At 69.8% G+C, this 16,519-nt stretch carries 15 protein-coding genes and 1 tRNA gene; 8 read left to right on the top strand and 8 right to left on the bottom strand.

The genetic code is table 11. From position 1 onward, the window contains the following. Nucleotides 1-22: 22 nt before the first annotated feature. The 4 genes from F1615_RS06725 (at nt 23) to pknB (ending at nt 6,673) form a co-directional block, all read left to right on the top strand. Nucleotides 23-1,561 (top strand): Stp1/IreP family PP2C-type Ser/Thr phosphatase, encoded by a 1,539-nt coding sequence (locus F1615_RS06725; protein ID WP_149548226.1) that lies wholly within the window; start codon nt 23-25, stop codon nt 1,559-1,561. A 27-nt stretch (nt 1,562-1,588) separates the two neighbouring features. Beyond that, entirely contained in the window at nt 1,589-3,025 is a 1,437-nt protein-coding gene (locus F1615_RS06720; protein WP_149547947.1) for an FtsW/RodA/SpoVE family cell cycle protein, read from the top strand. Next, on the top strand, nt 3,022-4,497 hold the full coding sequence (locus tag F1615_RS06715) for a peptidoglycan D,D-transpeptidase FtsI family protein (protein WP_149547946.1): 1,476 nt from the start codon (nt 3,022-3,024) through the stop codon (nt 4,495-4,497). Before F1615_RS06720 ends, F1615_RS06715 begins: the two co-directional genes overlap by 4 nt. A 169-nt stretch (nt 4,498-4,666) precedes the next feature. After that, on the top strand, nt 4,667-6,673 hold the full coding sequence (pknB, locus tag F1615_RS06705) for a Stk1 family PASTA domain-containing Ser/Thr kinase (protein WP_149547945.1): 2,007 nt from the start codon (nt 4,667-4,669) through the stop codon (nt 6,671-6,673). Between the two features lie 86 nt (nt 6,674-6,759). Here the strand turns inward: pknB and F1615_RS06700 are convergent, their stop codons facing one another. From F1615_RS06700 to F1615_RS06680, 5 genes are all read right to left on the bottom strand, one after another. Next, complete coding sequence (locus tag F1615_RS06700; RefSeq protein ID WP_167533679.1) at nt 6,760-7,527, bottom strand: class E sortase; 768 nt, start codon at nt 7,525-7,527, stop codon at nt 6,760-6,762. Between the two features lie 13 nt (nt 7,528-7,540). Continuing rightward, nucleotides 7,541-8,671 carry a class E sortase gene (locus F1615_RS06695; RefSeq protein WP_149547943.1) on the bottom strand — a complete coding sequence of 377 codons (1,131 nt, stop codon included), beginning with the start codon at nt 8,669-8,671 and terminating at the stop codon, nt 7,541-7,543. After that, nucleotides 8,668-9,306 (bottom strand): aminodeoxychorismate/anthranilate synthase component II, encoded by a 639-nt coding sequence (locus tag F1615_RS06690; RefSeq protein ID WP_149547942.1) that lies wholly within the window; start codon nt 9,304-9,306, stop codon nt 8,668-8,670. Before F1615_RS06690 ends, F1615_RS06695 begins: the two co-directional genes overlap by 4 nt. Further along, nucleotides 9,303-9,464, bottom strand: coding sequence for a hypothetical protein (locus F1615_RS06685; RefSeq protein WP_208818263.1), 162 nt, complete (start codon nt 9,462-9,464; stop codon nt 9,303-9,305). Before F1615_RS06685 ends, F1615_RS06690 begins: the two co-directional genes overlap by 4 nt. Before the next feature lie 209 nt (nt 9,465-9,673). Beyond that, nucleotides 9,674-10,453 carry a DUF881 domain-containing protein gene (locus tag F1615_RS06680; protein WP_149547940.1) on the bottom strand — a complete coding sequence of 260 codons (780 nt, stop codon included), beginning with the start codon at nt 10,451-10,453 and terminating at the stop codon, nt 9,674-9,676. 142 nt (nt 10,454-10,595) lie between these two features. Here F1615_RS06680 and crgA point away from each other — a divergent pair, with 142 nt between their 5' ends. Beyond that, nucleotides 10,596-10,850 carry a cell division protein CrgA gene (gene crgA / locus F1615_RS06675; RefSeq protein ID WP_149547939.1) on the top strand — a complete coding sequence of 85 codons (255 nt, stop codon included), beginning with the start codon at nt 10,596-10,598 and terminating at the stop codon, nt 10,848-10,850. Between the two features lie 278 nt (nt 10,851-11,128). Here crgA and F1615_RS06670 read toward each other — a convergent pair whose 3' ends face one another. Continuing rightward, on the bottom strand, nt 11,129-12,016 hold the full coding sequence (locus tag F1615_RS06670; protein WP_149547938.1) for a rhomboid family intramembrane serine protease: 888 nt from the start codon (nt 12,014-12,016) through the stop codon (nt 11,129-11,131). Nucleotides 12,017-12,126: 110 nt separating this feature from the next. Further along, nucleotides 12,127-12,654 (bottom strand): peptidylprolyl isomerase, encoded by a 528-nt coding sequence (locus F1615_RS06665; RefSeq protein ID WP_149547937.1) that lies wholly within the window; start codon nt 12,652-12,654, stop codon nt 12,127-12,129. Between the two features lie 340 nt (nt 12,655-12,994). Between F1615_RS06665 and F1615_RS06660 the strand changes: the two genes are divergently transcribed. Further along, the gene (locus F1615_RS06660) at nt 12,995-13,693 is read left to right on the top strand and encodes a DUF5324 family protein (protein WP_149547936.1); all 699 of its coding nucleotides are present in this window, start codon (nt 12,995-12,997) and stop codon (nt 13,691-13,693) included. 122 nt (nt 13,694-13,815) lie between these two features. Here the strand turns inward: F1615_RS06660 and F1615_RS06655 are convergent. After that, nucleotides 13,816-13,888, bottom strand: a tRNA-Ala gene (locus F1615_RS06655). Nucleotides 13,889-14,069: 181 nt separating this feature from the next. Between F1615_RS06655 and F1615_RS06650 the strand changes: the two genes are divergently transcribed. Next, complete coding sequence (locus tag F1615_RS06650) at nt 14,070-14,618, top strand: helix-turn-helix domain-containing protein (protein WP_103545009.1); 549 nt, start codon at nt 14,070-14,072, stop codon at nt 14,616-14,618. 175 nt (nt 14,619-14,793) lie between these two features. Beyond that, a complete protein-coding gene (locus F1615_RS06645; protein ID WP_149547935.1) occupies nt 14,794-16,515 on the top strand; it encodes a protein kinase domain-containing protein in 1,722 nt (573 codons plus the stop codon). Nucleotides 16,516-16,519 lie beyond the last annotated feature (4 nt).

Here is a 16,519-nt window from a genome sequence, read left to right as displayed (position 1 = left end):
GGAGCCGACGGGCGAGGTGCGCATGAGTCTGTCCCTGCGCTTCGCCGCCGGATCGCACAAGGGCATGATCCGGGAGGGCAACGAGGACTCCGGTTACGCCGGTCCCCGCCTGCTCGCCATCGCCGACGGCATGGGCGGTGCCGCGGCCGGCGAGGTCGCCTCCTCCGAGGCGATCTCCACCATCGTCGCGCTCGACGACGACGTCCCCGGCTCCGACCTGCTCACCTCCCTCGGCACCGCCGTCCAGCGGGCCAACGACCAGCTGCGCATGATGGTCGAGGAGGACCCCCAGCTCGAGGGCATGGGCACCACCCTCACCGCCCTGCTGTGGACCGGTCAGCGCCTCGGCATGGTGCACGTCGGCGACTCCCGCGCCTACCTCCTGCGCGACGGTGTCCTCACCCAGATCACCCAGGACCACACCTGGGTGCAGCGTCTGGTCGACGAGGGCCGGATCACCGAGGAGGAGGCGACCACCCACCCGCAGCGCTCCCTGCTGATGCGGGCCCTCGGCAGCGGCGAGCACGTCGAGCCCGACCTGTCGATCCGCGAGGTGCGGGCCGGTGACCGGTACCTGATCTGCTCCGACGGTCTGTCCGGCGTGGTCTCCCACCAGACCCTCGAGGACGCCCTGGCCAGCTACCAGGGCCCCGAGGAGACCGTCCAGAACCTGATCGAACTGGCGCTGCGCGGCGGCGGCCCCGACAACATCACCGTGATCGTCGCCGACGTCCTGGACCTCGACACCGGTGACACCCTCGCCGGGCAGCTGTCCGACACCCCGGTGGTGGTGGGCGCGGTCGCCGAGAACCAGAACCAGCTCCACGACAACGGCATCATGCAGACCCCGGCCGGCCGCGCCTCCGGACTCGGCCGCCGGCGCTCCCAGGGCGGCGGCGAGTTCGGCCCGCCCGGCAGCGGCGACGTCACCGGCTTCATCCCCACCGACGGCTTCGACTACGGCGACGACGACTTCGTCAAGCCCGCCAGGAACCGCAGGTGGCTCAAGCGGTCCGTGTACGGCCTGCTCGCGCTCGCCGTCCTCGGCGGCGGCCTGTACGGCGGCTGGCGCTGGACCCAGACGCAGTACTACGTCGGCACCAAGGACGAGCACGTCGCGCTGTACCGGGGCATCAACCAGGACCTCGCCTGGGTCTCGCTCTCGGAGGTCGAGAAGGACCACCCCGAGATCGAACTCAAGTACCTGCCGCCGTACCAGCGGAAGCTGGTCGAGGCGACGATCGTCGAGGGCGACCTCTACGGCGCGCGGGAGAAGATCGAGGAACTGTCGGTGCAGGCCTCGGCGTGCAGGAAGCAGGCCGAGCGGCGCGCCGCCGAGAGCGAGAAGAACGCGACGACCGGTGAGGGCGAGGCCGGAGGCACCACGGGAACCACACCCGTCTCCTTCACGTCCAAGGCCTCGCCGACGCCGACCCCCTCGGGCTCGACGAAGGCCCCGGAGCAGTCCACGCCCCCGTCCACGACCGCACCCACTCCCAGCCCCGGCCCCAGCCTCTCGGAGGAAGAGCAGAAGGTCGTCTCGCTGTGCGGTAAGCAGTAGGCAAGCCGTGAGAGGCCCTGTCACACGATGAGCAGTACTACGAACCCGTCGACGCAGCACACGTCCACGATCGGTGCGATCGGCGCACCCAGCCGCCGCAACACCGAGCTCGCGCTCCTGGTGTTCGCCGTCGTCATCCCGGTCTTCGCCTACGCCAACGTGGGACTGGCCCTCAACGACGAGGTGCCCGCCGGACTGCTGAGCTACGGTCTCGGCCTCGGCCTGCTGGCGGGCGTCGGCCATCTCGCCGTACGGAAGTTCGCCCCGTACGCGGACCCGCTGATGCTGCCGCTGGCCACCCTGCTCAACGGGCTCGGACTCGTCGCCATCTGGCGTCTCGACCAGTCCGAGCTGCTGCAGAAGATCGGCCAGGCCGGCACGGCCGCGCCCCGGCAGCTGATGTACACCGCGATGGGCATCGCCCTGTTCGTCGGCGTACTGATCTTCCTCAAGGACCACCGCGTCCTGCAGCGCTACACCTACATCTCCATGGTCGGGGCGCTGTTCCTGCTGCTGCTGCCGCTGGTGCCGGGCCTCGGCCGGAACATCTACGGCGCCAAGATCTGGATCCAGGTCGGCAGCTTCTCCATCCAGCCCGGTGAGTTCGCCAAGATCGTCCTGGCGATCTTCTTCGCCGGCTACCTGATGGTGAAGCGGGACGCGCTCGCGCTCGCCAGCCGCCGCTTCATGGGGCTGTACCTGCCGCGCGGCCGCGACCTCGGCCCCATCCTGGTCGTCTGGATGGTCTCGATCCTCATCCTGGTCTTCGAGACCGACCTCGGTACCTCGCTGCTGTTCTTCGGCATGTTCGTGATCATGCTGTACGTCGCCACCGAGCGGACCAGCTGGATCGTCTTCGGTCTGCTGATGTCCGCCGTCGGCGCCGTCGGCGTCGCCAGCTTCGAGCCGCACATCCAGCAGCGCGTCGACGCCTGGCTCGACCCGATGAAGGAGTACACGCTCTCCCGCGCGGGCGTCGCCGGCCACTCCGAGCAGGCCATGCAGGCCCTGTGGGCCTTCGGCTCCGGCGGCACCCTCGGCACCGGCTGGGGCCAGGGCCACTCCGAGCTCATCCGGTTCGCCGCCAACTCCGACTTCATCCTCGCCACCTTCGGCGAGGAACTGGGCCTGGCCGGCCTGATGGCGCTGCTGCTGCTGTACGCACTGATCGTCGAGCGCGGCGTGCGCACCGCCCTCGCCGCCCGCGACCCGTTCGGCAAGCTCCTCGCCATCGGCCTGTCCGGCGCCTTCGCGCTCCAGGTCTTCGTCGTCGCCGGCGGCGTCATGGGCCTGATCCCGCTGACCGGTATGACGATGCCCTTCCTGGCGTACGGCGGTTCCTCCGTCATCGCCAACTGGGCGCTGATCGGCATCCTGCTCAGAATCAGCGACACCGCGCGCCGACCGGCCCCCGCACCCGCCGCCAACCCCGACGCCGAGATGACCCAGGTGGTCCGCCCGTGAACAAGCCCCTGCGCCGGATCGCGATCTTCTGTGGCCTGCTCATCCTCACCCTGCTCATCCGGGACAACTGGCTGCAGTACGTCCAGGCCGACGAGCTGAGGACCGACGAGAACAACCGCCGCGTGGCCATCGAGCGGTACGCCTCGCCGCGCGGCGACATCATCGTCGGCGGCGAGCCCATCACCGGGCACACCACCACCAAGGGCGACTTCAAGTACAAGCGGACCTACAAGGACGGCGCCATGTGGGCGCCGGTCACCGGCTTCGTCTCCCAGGCCTTCGGCGCCAACCAGCTGGAGTCCATCGAGGACGGCATCCTCACCGGCAACGACGACCGCCTCTTCTTCCGCAACACGCTCGACATGCTGACGGGCAAGAAGAAGGAGGGCGGCAACGTCGTCACGACCCTCAACGCCGCCGCGCAGAAGGCCGCCTACGAGGGGCTGAAGAAGCAGGGCGGCAAGGGTTCCGTCGTCGCGCTCGAGCCATCCACCGGCAAGATCCTCGCGCTGGCCTCCTTCCCGTCGTACGACCCGTCCACGATCGCCGGCGACAGCCTCGACACGGACGCCGAGGCGTGGAAGAAGCTGCAGAAGAAGAACAACCCGGACGACCCGATGCTCAACCGGGCGCTGCGCGAGGTCTACCCGCCCGGCTCCACCTTCAAGGTCCTCACCGCGGCCGCCGCCCTGGAGCACGGACTGGTCGACGACGCGGACCAGAAGACCGACACCCCGCTGCCGTGGATCATGACGGGCACCAGGACCGAGCTGGAGAACGACGGCGACCTGCCCTGCAAGGACGCCACCCTGCGCGAGGCGCTGCGGGTGTCCTGCAACACCGTGTTCGGCAAGGTCGGCGCCGACCTCGGCAACGACAAGATGCTGGAGACGGCCAAGAAGTTCGGCTTCACCGAGGAGCAGTTCACCCCGGTCCGCGCCAGCGCCTCCGTGTTCTCCGACAACATGGAGCCCTCGCAGGTCGCGCTCTCCTCCATCGGCCAGTTCAACACCGCGGCGACCCCGCTGCAGATGGCCATGGTCGCCTCCGCCGTCGCCAACAACGGCACCCTGATGAAGCCGTACATGGTCGACGAACTCCAGGCCCCGAACCTCGACACCATCGAGAAGACGGACCCGGAGACGCTGAGCGAGCCGATGTCGGCGAAGAACGCCCAGATCCTCCAGTCGATGATGGAGACGGTCGTCAACGACGGCACCGGCCGCAACGCGCAGATCCCCGGCGTCACGGTGGGCGGCAAGACGGGTACGGCCCAGCACGGCGAGAACAACAGCAAGAACCCCTACGCGTGGTTCATCTCCTACGCCAAGGGCGACGACGGCAGCTCGCCCGTGGCCGTGGCGGTCGTCATCGAGGACGAGAACGCCGTGCGCGGCGACATCTCCGGCGGTGGCCTCGCGGCACCGATCGCCAAGAGCGTCATGGAGGCGGTCGTCAAGGGCAAGCAGTGACCCCGATCACGTCTGCTTCACATCGGTGCACGTTGCGGTACCGGTCCTGTATCGGCTGACGTACTTGGCCAGGTCACACAAAGCGAGCCGGGTACGGTAGGCCCGGACGGCAGCCTCCGGCGGCACGAGCGTGCCGCCCGGGACCGACGGAGAGGGCTGGTAGGTAGCTATGGAAGAGCCGCGTCGCCTCGGCGGCCGGTACGAACTGGGCCAGGTGCTCGGTCGCGGTGGCATGGCGGAGGTCTACCTCGCGCACGACACCCGCCTCGGCCGCACCGTGGCAGTGAAGACGCTGCGCGCCGATCTCGCGCGCGACCCGTCCTTCCAGGCCCGGTTCCGCCGGGAGGCCCAGTCGGCCGCCTCGCTCAACCATCCCGCGATCGTCGCGGTCTACGACACGGGCGAGGACTACATCGACGGGGTCTCCATCCCGTACATCGTCATGGAGTACGTCGACGGCTCCACGCTCCGTGAGCTCCTGCACAGCGGCCGCAAGCTGCTGCCGGAGCGGACGCTGGAGATGACCATCGGCATCCTCCAGGCGCTGGAGTACTCCCACCGGGCCGGCATCGTCCACCGTGACATCAAGCCGGCCAACGTCATGCTGACGCGCAACGGCCAGGTCAAGGTCATGGACTTCGGCATCGCCCGCGCGATGGGCGACTCCGGCATGACGATGACCCAGACCGCCGCCGTCATCGGAACCGCGCAGTACCTCTCGCCGGAGCAGGCCAAGGGCGAGCAGGTCGACGCGCGTTCCGACCTCTACTCCACCGGCTGCCTGCTGTACGAGCTGCTGACCGTCCGCCCGCCCTTCGTGGGCGACTCCCCGGTCGCGGTCGCCTACCAGCACGTACGGGAGGAGCCGCAGCCGCCGAGCGTCTTCGACCCCGAGATCACGCCCGAGATGGACGCGATCGTGCTGAAGGCGCTGGTCAAGGACCCCGACTACCGGTACCAGTCGGCCGACGAGATGCGCGCCGACATCGAGGCCTGCCTCGACGGCCAGCCCGTCGCGGCGACCGCCGCGCTGGGTGCGGTCGGCTACGGCGGCTACGGCGACGACCAGCCGACGACGGCGCTGCGCTCGGACGCGGGCGCCGGTGCCGCGACCTCGATGCTGCCGCCCATGAACCCGGACGACGGCGGCTTCGGCTACGACGACCGCCAGAGCCGGCGGCGCCCGCCGAAGAAGAACAACACCTCGACGATATTGCTGGTCGTGGCGGGTGTCCTGGTCCTCATCGGTGCGATCCTGATCGGCCGCTGGGCCATCAGCGGCAGCGGAGGCGTGGGCAACGACACCGTCGCGGCCCCGAACTTCGTCGGTGAGACCAAGGCCAACGCCGAGAAACTGGCCGTCAACGGGGACGTGAAGCTCAGCTTCGAGGAGAAGCCCTGCGAGAACCAGAGCAAGGGCAAGATCTGCTCGCAGAACCCGGCGGCCGGCACGAAGGTCCAGAAGGAGTCCACGGTCAGCCTGGTGGTCTCCACCGGCGCGCCGAAGGTGGCGGTGCCGAGCGTCGTCGGCGACAGCCTCGAAGAGGCCAAGGCCGAACTCGAGGGCGAGAAGTACGAGTTCGTCGTCGAGGTCAAGGAGGAGGTGAACGCCGAGGAGCCGGGCACCGTCCTCAAGCAGGACCCGGGTCTCGGCGAGGAGGTGGAGAAGGGCACCACCGTCACCCTCACCGTCGCCAAGGAAGAGGCCAAGTCCACGGTCCCGGACGTCATCGGCAAGACCTGTGACGAGGCCAAGGCGCAGATGACGGCCAACAGCCTCACCGGCAACTGCACCGAGGAGGAGACCGACGACCCGAACCAGGTCGGCAAGGTCCTCCGCACCACCCCGGCCGCGAACACCCAGGTCGACAAGAACTCCCAGGTCCAGATCGTGGTCGGCAAGGCCAAGCAGAACCAGCAGGTCGCCGTGCCGAACGTGAACGGCCAGACCCTCAAGGACGCCCAGAAGATGCTCCAGCAGGCCGGACTGGCGGTCGGCAACGTCGCCGGCTCCCAGGACCCCAACTCCCGCGTCTTCGGCTCCAACCCGCCCCAGGGCACGCAGGTGGAGAAGGGCTCGGCGGTCACCCTGTTCACCGCGGACCAGGGCGGTGACAACGGGGGCAACAACGGCGGCATCTTCGGCGGCCTGACCGGCGGCAACGAGGACGACTGACCCGCACCACCCCGCACGCACGGGAGCCCCGGCCCTCTTCTCGGAGGGCCGGGGCTCCCGTGCGTCGCGGATCGCCCCGCGGGGCGTCAGCGCAGTTCCCTCGGCGGTGTCCGGTTCTCGTCGACCTTCTCCGTGCGGACCAGTTCGCCCCAGACGACGTAGCGGTACTTGCTGGTGTACACGGGCGTGCAGGTGGTCAGCGTGATGTAGTGGCCGGCCTTCTTCCTGCCGGACTCCTTCGGGATCTTCGAGAGGACGTCCACGTTGTACTTCGAGGTCTCGGGGAGGATCGCGTAGGTCTTGTAGACGTACCACGTGTCCTTCGTCTCGAAGACGATCGGGTCGCCCTTCTCGATCCTGTGGATGCCGTGGAACTTCGCGCCGTGGCCGTCCCGGTGGGCCGCCAGGGAGAAGTTGCCCTCCTTGCCGGAGGTCGGCAGGGTCGCCTTCACGGGGTCGGTGTAATAGCCGGCGACGCCGTCGTTGAGGACCTTCATCGACGTGCCCTTCTCGACGAGGATCTGGTCGCCGGTCATCGCGGGCACGTACAGGAAACCGATGCCGTTCCTGCTGTCGTAGGACGCGGGCGCGCCGCTGCCGCCGCCGTCGCCGGACTCCCGGGCCCAGGAGTCCCGCACCTTGTCCGCCTGCTTGTCCGCCGCGCGGTCCGCCACGACGTTCGTCCACCACAGCGAGTAGACGACGAACAGGCCGAGCACCAGGCCCGCGGTGATGAGGAGTTCCCCGAAGAAGCTGACCACCACGGCCACCGGCCCCATACGGCGGCGCGCCCGCGGCGGCGAGGACGCGGGCGGGTCGGTGTGCTGTTCGGTGTCGTCGGCGGTCGCTGCCACGTTTCCTCTGCCCTTAACTGACGAGCGCATCCGGCTTGCCCTTGCTGCGCGGCCGTTCCTCGACCATCTTGCCCCAGACGATCAAGCGGTACTTGCTGGTGAACTCCGGGGTGCACGTGGTCAGCGTGATGTAGCGGCCCGGCCCGGTGAAGCCCGACCCCTTCGGCACCGGGTCGAGGACGCTCACGTTGCTCGGGGAGGTCACCGGCAGCATGGACGCCATCTTGTAGACGAAGTACTCGTTCTGCGTCTCCACGACGATCGGGTCGCCCGGCTCCAGCCGGTTGATGTACCGGAACGGCTCCCCGTGCGTGTTGCGGTGGCCCGCGAGCCCGAAGTTGCCGGTCCTCGCGTCCGGCATCGCCGTCTTCAGCGCGCCCTCCGCGTAGTGGCCCACCATGCCCCGGTCGAGCACCTTCTTGCTGTTGATGCCCTCCGCGATCGGCACCACCACGTCCAGCGTGGGGATGTGCAGCAGTGCGAAGCCCTGCCCCGGCTCGAACGCCCCCGGCTTCCGCTCGCCGTTCGCCCAGTCGTTCTGGAGGTCGCTGACCTCCTTGCCGGCCTGCGCCTGCGCCCGCACGTTCGTCCACCACAACTGGTAGGTGACGAACAGCAGCATCAGCACGCCGCAGGTGATGAACACCTCGCCGATGGCCCGGCTGGCGACGACCGCCGGACTCGCCTTGCGCGCCCGCGCCTGCCGACGCGCCTCCACACGGGAAAGCGGTGCCCGGGAGGCCCCCTCAGAGGCCCGTGACGCCCCCTCCCGGCCCTCAACGGCCCCGGAGGCCTCCACCGCCCTGCGGGAGCCTCCACGGCGTCCATGGCGCTTCCTGGCGGCCTTCCTGCGGGCCGCCCGGCCGCCCTCAGCCCGTGCCGACGCGGATTCCTCCCGCACCGTCCGCTCCGGCGGCTCCGGCGGCTCCGGCGGCTCCGGGACGCGCAGCGCCACGGTCTCCTCGTCGACCGGCGGCAGATACGCGGTGCTGGCGGACGCACCGCCGTAGGAGTCGGGCGGCGCGCTGTCGTACCAGCCGTCCCCGTACGCGCCCGGCGCCCCGTACGGCTGCCCGCCGTACGGGGTCCCCTGGTCGCCGGCCCCGTAGGCGCCGGACTCGCGCTCGGGGCGCAGCGCGGTCACGCCGTGGACCTGCCCACCACCGGGGCGAGCCCCGCCGACCTCGCCACCGCGCCCTGGTCCCCGCACTCCACCAGCCAGTTGGCCAGCATCCGGTGCCCGTGTTCGGTCAGCACCGACTCGGGGTGGAACTGCACCCCCTCGACGGGCAGTTCACGGTGCCTCAACCCCATCACCGTGCCGTCGGGCGTCCGGGCGGTGACCTCCAGCTCCGCCGGCACCGTGGCCGGCTCGGCGGCCAGTGAGTGGTAGCGGGTCGCCGTGAACGGGGAGGGCAGGCCGGCGAAGACGCCCTTGCCCCCGTGCGTCACCGGCGAGGTCTTGCCGTGCAGCAGTTCGGGCGCGCGGTCCACCACGCCGCCGTACGCCACCTGCATCGACTGCATGCCGAGACAGACGCCGAAGACCGGCACCCCGGTCGACGCGCAGTGCCGCACCATGTCCACGCAGACGCCGGCCTCCTCAGGGGTGCCGGGCCCCGGGGAGAGCAGAACCCCGTCGAATCCGTCCTGCGCGTGCTCCGTCGACACCTCGTCGTTGCGCAGGACCTCGCACTCGGCGCCCAGCTGGTACAGGTACTGGACCAGGTTGAAGACGAAGCTGTCGTAGTTGTCGACGACGAGAATGCGCGCGCTCACTGGTTGTCCACCGTCACATCGTTGAAGGGCAGCAGCGGCTCGGCCCACGGAAAGACGTACTGGAAGAGGACGTAGACCACGGCGACGATCAGTACCAGTGAGATGAGTGTCCGCACCCATCCATTGCCCGGCAGATGCCGCCAGATCCAGCTGTACATGCCGTCCCTTCCGTCGTACCACGGCACCAGACCCACGCCGTACGCCAACAGACTAACGGCGCGACCCTCCGGTTTCCCGGCCTCCACAGGGTGTGCGACGTCCGTACGAGCCCGGCCGCGTGTACCCACATGTACGGGGCGCGGGGCCGATCGCCTCGATGCCGGCGCATGTTCCACGTGAAACAACGGCGCCGTGGGGCGTACCGCCTCTACTCGACGGGCTTCGCGTAGTGCAGGTCCACCGTGCCGGAGTAGCCGGGCAGTGTCACGGTCCCCTCGTCCTCGACCTTCCAGCCGAGCCCGTAGACGTTGACGTACACCATGTAGTTCTGGATGGCCGGCGAGGCCGCGAGCGCCTTCTTCAGCTTCTCCGGGTCCCCGACCGCCGTGATCCTGTACGGCGGTGAGTAGACGCGGCCCTGGAGGATCAGGGTGTTGCCGACGCAACGCACCGCGCTGGTGGAGATGAGCCGCTGGTCCATGACCTTGATGCCCTCGGCGCCGCCCTGCCACATCGCGTTCACCACGGCCTGCAGGTCCTGCTGGTGGATGACCAGGTAGTCGGGCTGCGGCTCGGGATAGCCGGGGAGCTTGGCGGTGGCGTCCGGCGGGGCGTCGTTCAGGGTGACCGTGATCGCCTCACCCTTGAGCTTCTGCGTACCGGCGCGCCTCTCCAGGTCGGCCAGCTTGTCGTCCTCGGCCCGGGTGCTGCCGTCGTCGCGCTCGGCGAGGGACTCGATGTCCTCGCGCAACGCGCCGTTGGACTCGTCGAGCTCGCCGTTCTTGCGGCTGCGCTCGTGGATCAGGTCGGAGAGCTTCAGCAGCGAGGCGTCCGTGCGGATGTTGGTGCCCTTGGCCGTGTCGAAGCTGGTGAAGAAGATGAGCCCCGCCAGGGCGAAGACACCCGCGGTGAGGATCCGCACGGGCCGGACACGGCGCCGGCGGGCAGGACTGGATTCCGGTCCGGGGAAGTCGGCAGAATTGCTCAACGTACCCTTATCTCCTTCTGCGCCGCGGAAGCACTACGCTAACGGACGCCCGGGGGAGCGCTCGGAGTCCCCTTGTACGCTGCCCCCGAGCCCGACCCAGTTCCCTGCGCGGCCACGCAGCGCATCGACAGGAGAGACCCTCGTGCCGAAGTCACGTATCCGCAAGAAGGCCGACTACACGCCGCCGGCGGCGAAGCAGGCGACCGCCCTCAAGTTGACCAACCGTGCCTGGGTCGCGCCGGTGATGCTGGCTCTGTTCCTCATCGGCCTGGCCTGGATCGTCGTCTTCTACGTCACCGACGGCTCGCTGCCCATCGACGCCCTGGGCAACTGGAACATCGTGGTGGGCTTCGGCTTCATCGCCGCCGGATTCGGCGTCTCGACCCAGTGGAAGTAGCGCCCGCCGCACGGTGAGCGCTGCTCTGCCCAGAGCTGTCCGCAGCTCTGGGCAGGGTTATCCCCTGAGTTATCCACAGGCCTTGTCCACATGTGGATAGGCAACTCGATCTGTGGATAACCCTCCGGAGGTTGACGCCGGTGTGACAGGAATACCGGCAATCGAAACTACGTTCGCACACGGCCTGACCTGCATAAACGCAGGTCGATCACCCAGGGTGCGCCCCGTCACCCACCCTATGCACAAGATCCGGCACCGTCTGTGGACAAACGTGGGGCTCAGGTGAGCTGCGCCGTCCTCAACACGGTCATCAGGACGATCACGGCGAGCACCAGCGCACACGTGCCGTACTGCACCAGCGCCCGCCGCTCCCGCGGGGCGTGGACCATGGCGTACCCGATCACGACACCGGCGACGAGCCCTCCGATGTGAGCCTGCCAGGCGATGTCGTTCCAGCCGAAGGTGAAGATCAGGTTGATCACCAGCAGGGCGACGACCGGCCGCATGTCGTAACGGCGCCGTCGCATCAGTACCGCGGTCGCACCGAACAGCCCGAAGATGGCGCCGGACGCGCCGAGCGAGGCCGTGGTCCCCGACGCCAGCAGGTAGGTCAGCGCGCTGCCCGCCAGACCCGAGATCAGATAGAGCGCCAGATAGCGGGCGCGTCCGAGGGCCTCCTCCAGCATGCTGCCGAGCCACCACAGGCCGAGCATGTTGAAGCCGATGTGCCAGATCTCCTCGTGCGTGAACATCGAGGTGACCAGGCGGTACCACTCACCCTCGGCCACACCCTGGGTCGGCAGGAACGGCGCCGGCGGCCACTCGCCGATGAGATACAGCTCGGACAGCAGCGACGACCGGATCTGCACGGCGAGGAACACCGCGAGATTGATCCCCAGGAGGATCTTGGTCACGAGCCGGGGGTCGGCGGCGACGGTTCCGCCGGCGATCGTGCGGGGCATGGAGGCCGTGGGCGAGTGCCCCGTGCCCGAACCGCCGCGGACGCAGTCCGGGCACTGGAAGCCGACCGAGGCGTCGACCATGCACTCGGGGCAGATCGGCCGCTCGCACCGGGTGCAGCGGATACCGGTCTCGCGGTCCGGGTGGCGATAGCAGACGGGGACGCTCCGGGCGTCCTGCGGGCTGCCGGCAGCCTGGTCGTCCATGGGATCCCCTAGGTCGTGTGGAAAAGCCCCGCCCCGCCCATCCTTACGGACGAGCGGGGCGTTTGGTTCCCTTCACGGGCTTTTCGCACCCCGGGGAGGGGACGAGGTACTCAGCCCTCGCGGATCTCGACCGCCTCGATCACCACGTCGTTCAGCGGGCGGTCGGTGCGCGGGTTGGTCTGCGTCGACGCGATGGTGTCGATGACCTTCTGGCTCGCGGCGTCGGTGACCTCACCGAAGATGGTGTGCTTGCGGTTCAGCCACGCCGTCGGGGAGACGGTGATGAAGAACTGCGAGCCGTTGGTGCCCGGACCGGCGTTGGCCATCGCCAGCAGGTAGGGCTTGTCGAAGCGCAGGTCCGGGTGGAACTCGTCTTCGAACTGGTAGCCGGGTCCACCGGTGCCGTTGCCCAGCGGGTCCCCGCCCTGGATCATGAAGCCACTGATCACCCGGTGGAAGACCGTGCCGTCGTAGAGCTTGTCCGTGGACTTCTTACCGGTCTGGGGGTGGGTCCACTCCCGCTCGCCCTTGGCGAGCTCGACGAAGTTCTTGACCGTGATCGGCGCGTGGTTCGGGAAGAGCCGGACCTCGATGTCGCCGTGATTGGTCTTCAGGGTGGCGTAGAGCTGCTCAGCCACGATGTGCCTTCCGTTGTCTTTCCGTGACTCCCTGATCCTCGCACGGACGGGACGCCCAGTCGCCCGGCCTCCGTTCACAAGGAGGGCTGCAGGGCCGTTCGGCTTGCGGAAAACGGGCCGAGTCCTCCCGTGGCGGGGGCGCCCGGCGACGATCCGTGGCATTGTCGACGACAAGCTCCCGTTGCCCCGGATTCATCCGCTATCGCACTCGACATCGCAATCGATCAGCTTCACCGGCACCCGTATGCCCGTCCGCGCATGCCCCGGAGCGACCCGGCAGGCATGATCCGTAAAAGGGTGGAAAGTCGAAATACCGTACGCCACCGAGGAGGAGGAACCCGTGACCCGCATCGACAGCGTGCGCGCCGCGACCGGTTCGGCGAAGGACAGCGTGCTGCACGCCGCGGAAGCGGTGGCGCCCTACGCCGACACGGCCAAGGTCAGGGCCGCGCACTACGCACAGGAGGCCCGCGTACGGCTGGCGCCCAAGGTGACGCAGGCCGCAGGACAGGCTCGCGTCCACTACGGCGCCCATGTGCAGCCCTATGTGGAACAGGCCCGGACGCATGTGCCGCCGAAGGTCGACAAGGCCGCCCAGCAGGCCGCCATCCGCACACGCATGGCCGCTCGGCAGGCGGCGGAGTACTCCCGGCCGATGCTCGAGCAGGCGGTGGCCGCCGCCGGTCCCGCGAGGGAGGAGGCAGCGGCCCGCAGTGCCGCCGCACTGGCCGCCCTGCGGGGCCAAGTGTCGGCCGAGCAGATCCAGAAGATCATCCGCAAGCAGCAGCGGCGGGCGAGGGCCGGTCGTGCCGCCAGGAAGGTCCTGATCCTGGGCGCCGTGGCAGGCGGTGCCTTCGCCGTCTGGAAGTGGTGGGACAAGCAGACCAACCCGGACTGGCTGGTGGAACCGCCGGCCGCGACGGATGTGTCGGGCTCGACCAAGCTGACGTCGGTGGACGGCAGCGACCTGAGCGCGCTCGACCCCGAGGTCGAAGCCAAGGAGGCCGCGGAGGAGGCCGCCAGGCGCGACGAGCCCTGAGGCGCGACTGCACCAACGGCGCGGTGGGGCAGAAGACTTGAGGGTCTTCTGCCCCACCGCGCCGTTTCACGTGAAACAGGACCCCTCCCACCGCGTTTCCGCAGGTGGGAGGGGTCCAGGTGTGGAGCCTAGGGGAGTCGAACCCCTGACATCTGCCATGCAAAGACAGCGCTCTACCAACTGAGCTAAGGCCCCGGAAGGAAAGCGTCCACCCGGAAGAACACATCCTGGTGGGCGCCCGGAACCAGAGTACCGGGTCCCCCCGGGGATTCCGCAAAAAGATTGGGGGTCCCCGTGACCGACCACTCTCCGTAAGATGCTCGGCGTGGTTCGCTCTAGCGAACCGCAGTTCATGGGGAAGCGATGGGGAGACGCAATGGACGCCGCACAGCAGGAAGCCACCGCCAGAGCGCGGGAACTGCAGCGGAATTGGTATGGGGAGCCGCTGGGGGCGCTCTTCCGTAGGCTCATAGACGACCTGGGCCTCAACCAGGCTCGTCTCGCGGGGGTACTGGGACTGTCCGCGCCGATGCTGTCGCAGCTGATGAGCGGCCAGCGGGCGAAGATCGGAAATCCCGCGGTGGTGCAGCGGGTGCAGCTGCTGCAGGACCTGGCGGGGCAGGTCGCGGACGGCAGCGTCAGCGCGGCCGAGGCGACCGAGCGCATGGAGGAGATCAAGAAGTCCCAGGGGGGTTCGGTGCTCAGCAACACCACGCAGACGACGAGCAGTTCGGGAGCGCCCACGGTCAAGCGGGTGGTCCGCGAGATCCAGTCCCTGCTGCGCTCGGTGGCGGCCGCCGGCGACATCATCGAGGCCGCCGACACCCTCGCCCCCACCCACCCCGAACTGGCGGAGTTCCTGCGCGTCTACGGCGCCGGCCGGACGTCCGACGCGGTCACGCACTACCAGTCGCACCAGAACTGATCTCCCGCCCGGTGGCCGAAGGGGGCGGCTGCCGGGGACCCGCGGGAAGCCTGGGGGCGGGCGACCTGAGGGAGCCGAGGACGCAGGAGAGAGATCAGGGGCGCGAGGGGAGTCGTATCGCTCGCCGAGGGGGAGTGACTGGGGGACACCGCAGGGGGAGGAGCGACGCACAGCCATGGGTGAGGTCTTCGCCGGCCGGTACGAACTGGTCGATCCGATCGGACGCGGTGGTGTCGGTGCCGTCTGGCGCGCCTGGGACCACCGCCGCCGCCGTTATGTGGCCGCCAAGGTCCTGCTGCAGAGCGACGCCCACTCCCTCCTCCGCTTCGTCCGCGAGCAGGCTCTGCGCATCGACCACCCCCATGTCCTGGCTCCCACCAGCTGGGCCGCCGACGACGACAAGGTCCTGTTCACCATGGACCTGGTCACCGGCGGTTCCCTGGTCCACCTGGTCGGCGACTACGGCCCCCTGCCGCCGGCCTTCGTCTGCACCCTGCTCGACCAGCTGCTCGCGGGGCTCGCCGCGGTGCACGCGGAAGACGTCGTGCACCGCGACATCAAGCCCGCCAACGTGCTCCTGGAGGCCACCGGCACGGGCAGGCCGCGACTGCGGCTGTCCGACTTCGGCATCGCGATGCGGCTGGGCGAACCCCGGCTGACGGAGACCAACCTGGTCGTGGGCACGCCGGGATATCTCGCGCCGGAGCAGATGATGGGCTCCGAACCCGACTTCCCCTCCGACCTGTTCGCCGTGGGCCTGGTGGCTCTGTATCTGCTCGAGGGCGCCAAGCCGGACACCAAGGCCCTCATCCAGTACTTCGCCGACCACGGGACACCGGGCGCCCCCCAGGGCATCCCCGGGCCGCTGTGGCAGGTCGTGGCCACGCTGCTCCAGCCGGATCCCCAGGCGCGGTTCCGCACGGCCACCGGGGCCCGCAAGGCGCTCGCCGCGGCCGCGGAGCTGCTGCCGGAACCCGGCCCCGACGACGAACTGATCGAGATCTTCGACCAGCTGGGGCCGCTGCCCCCGGGCTTCGCCGCTGACGGCCCGCTGCAGCGGGCCTCGGGCGCGCGACCGGCCGGCGGGGGCGGTACGGCCACGGAGGAACACGGACCCGGGGCGACGTCCCTTCCCGGGTCCGGAGAGGCCGGCCCGGCGCAGGGCGTGGTCGCCGGAACGGCCGGGGGAGACGATGCCGCGCCCTCCGCATCGAACCGGGGCACGAGCGCCACGGACGCCTCCGGTGCCCTGGCCGCCCCCGTGTCCGCCCGGCCTGTCCCGGCAGCGGGCCCCGGTGAGCCCGGTGAGCCCGGTGAGCCCGGCGGAGCCGGAACCGAGCCGGGGCCGGGGCCGGTGGGTCCGGACCGCGACACAGGCAGCCGCGGGAGTGCCGTCCCCGGCGATCCGCGTCGGAGCGGCGGCGCCTCCCCCACGGCGTCGTCCGGATCCTTCCCGCAGCCGGCCGGCATGTCGGACACCGGCAGCTTCCCCCTCCCGCCGCCCCAGGCCACGGTCACCTCCTCCCCCGTGCCCGCCCCGCAGGCTCCGGCACACGCCCCTCAGCCTCCCCAGGCCCCGGAACAGCCCCCGGACGGCGCGCGGCACCGGCCCGCCGACGCCGCCCCCTACGTCTCCCCGCACGACCCCACTCATCCGCTGCGCTCCCCCCTGCCACGGCCGTCCGCGTATCCCGACGCCTCTACTGCTGAATACACCGCCCAGGGCCCGCAGGTTCCGCGTCCGGGCAGACCGATGCCGCGGCACGGCGCGGCCGGCCCTCGCTCCCACCGCCGGCGCAGCCGCCGGCCCGGCCCTCCGGCGCGGCTGGCCGTCCCCGTCCTCCTGCTGGCCCTGGCCTGCTACGCCGTGGGGTTCTGGGCCCTCACCCGCATCTGAGCCA

Source organism: Streptomyces marokkonensis, from assembly GCF_008312835.1.
GTDB lineage: Bacteria > Actinomycetota > Actinomycetes > Streptomycetales > Streptomycetaceae > Streptomyces > Streptomyces marokkonensis_A.
Note: the sequence above shows the minus strand (reverse complement) of the source record. Positions and strands in the feature narration are given on the sequence as shown.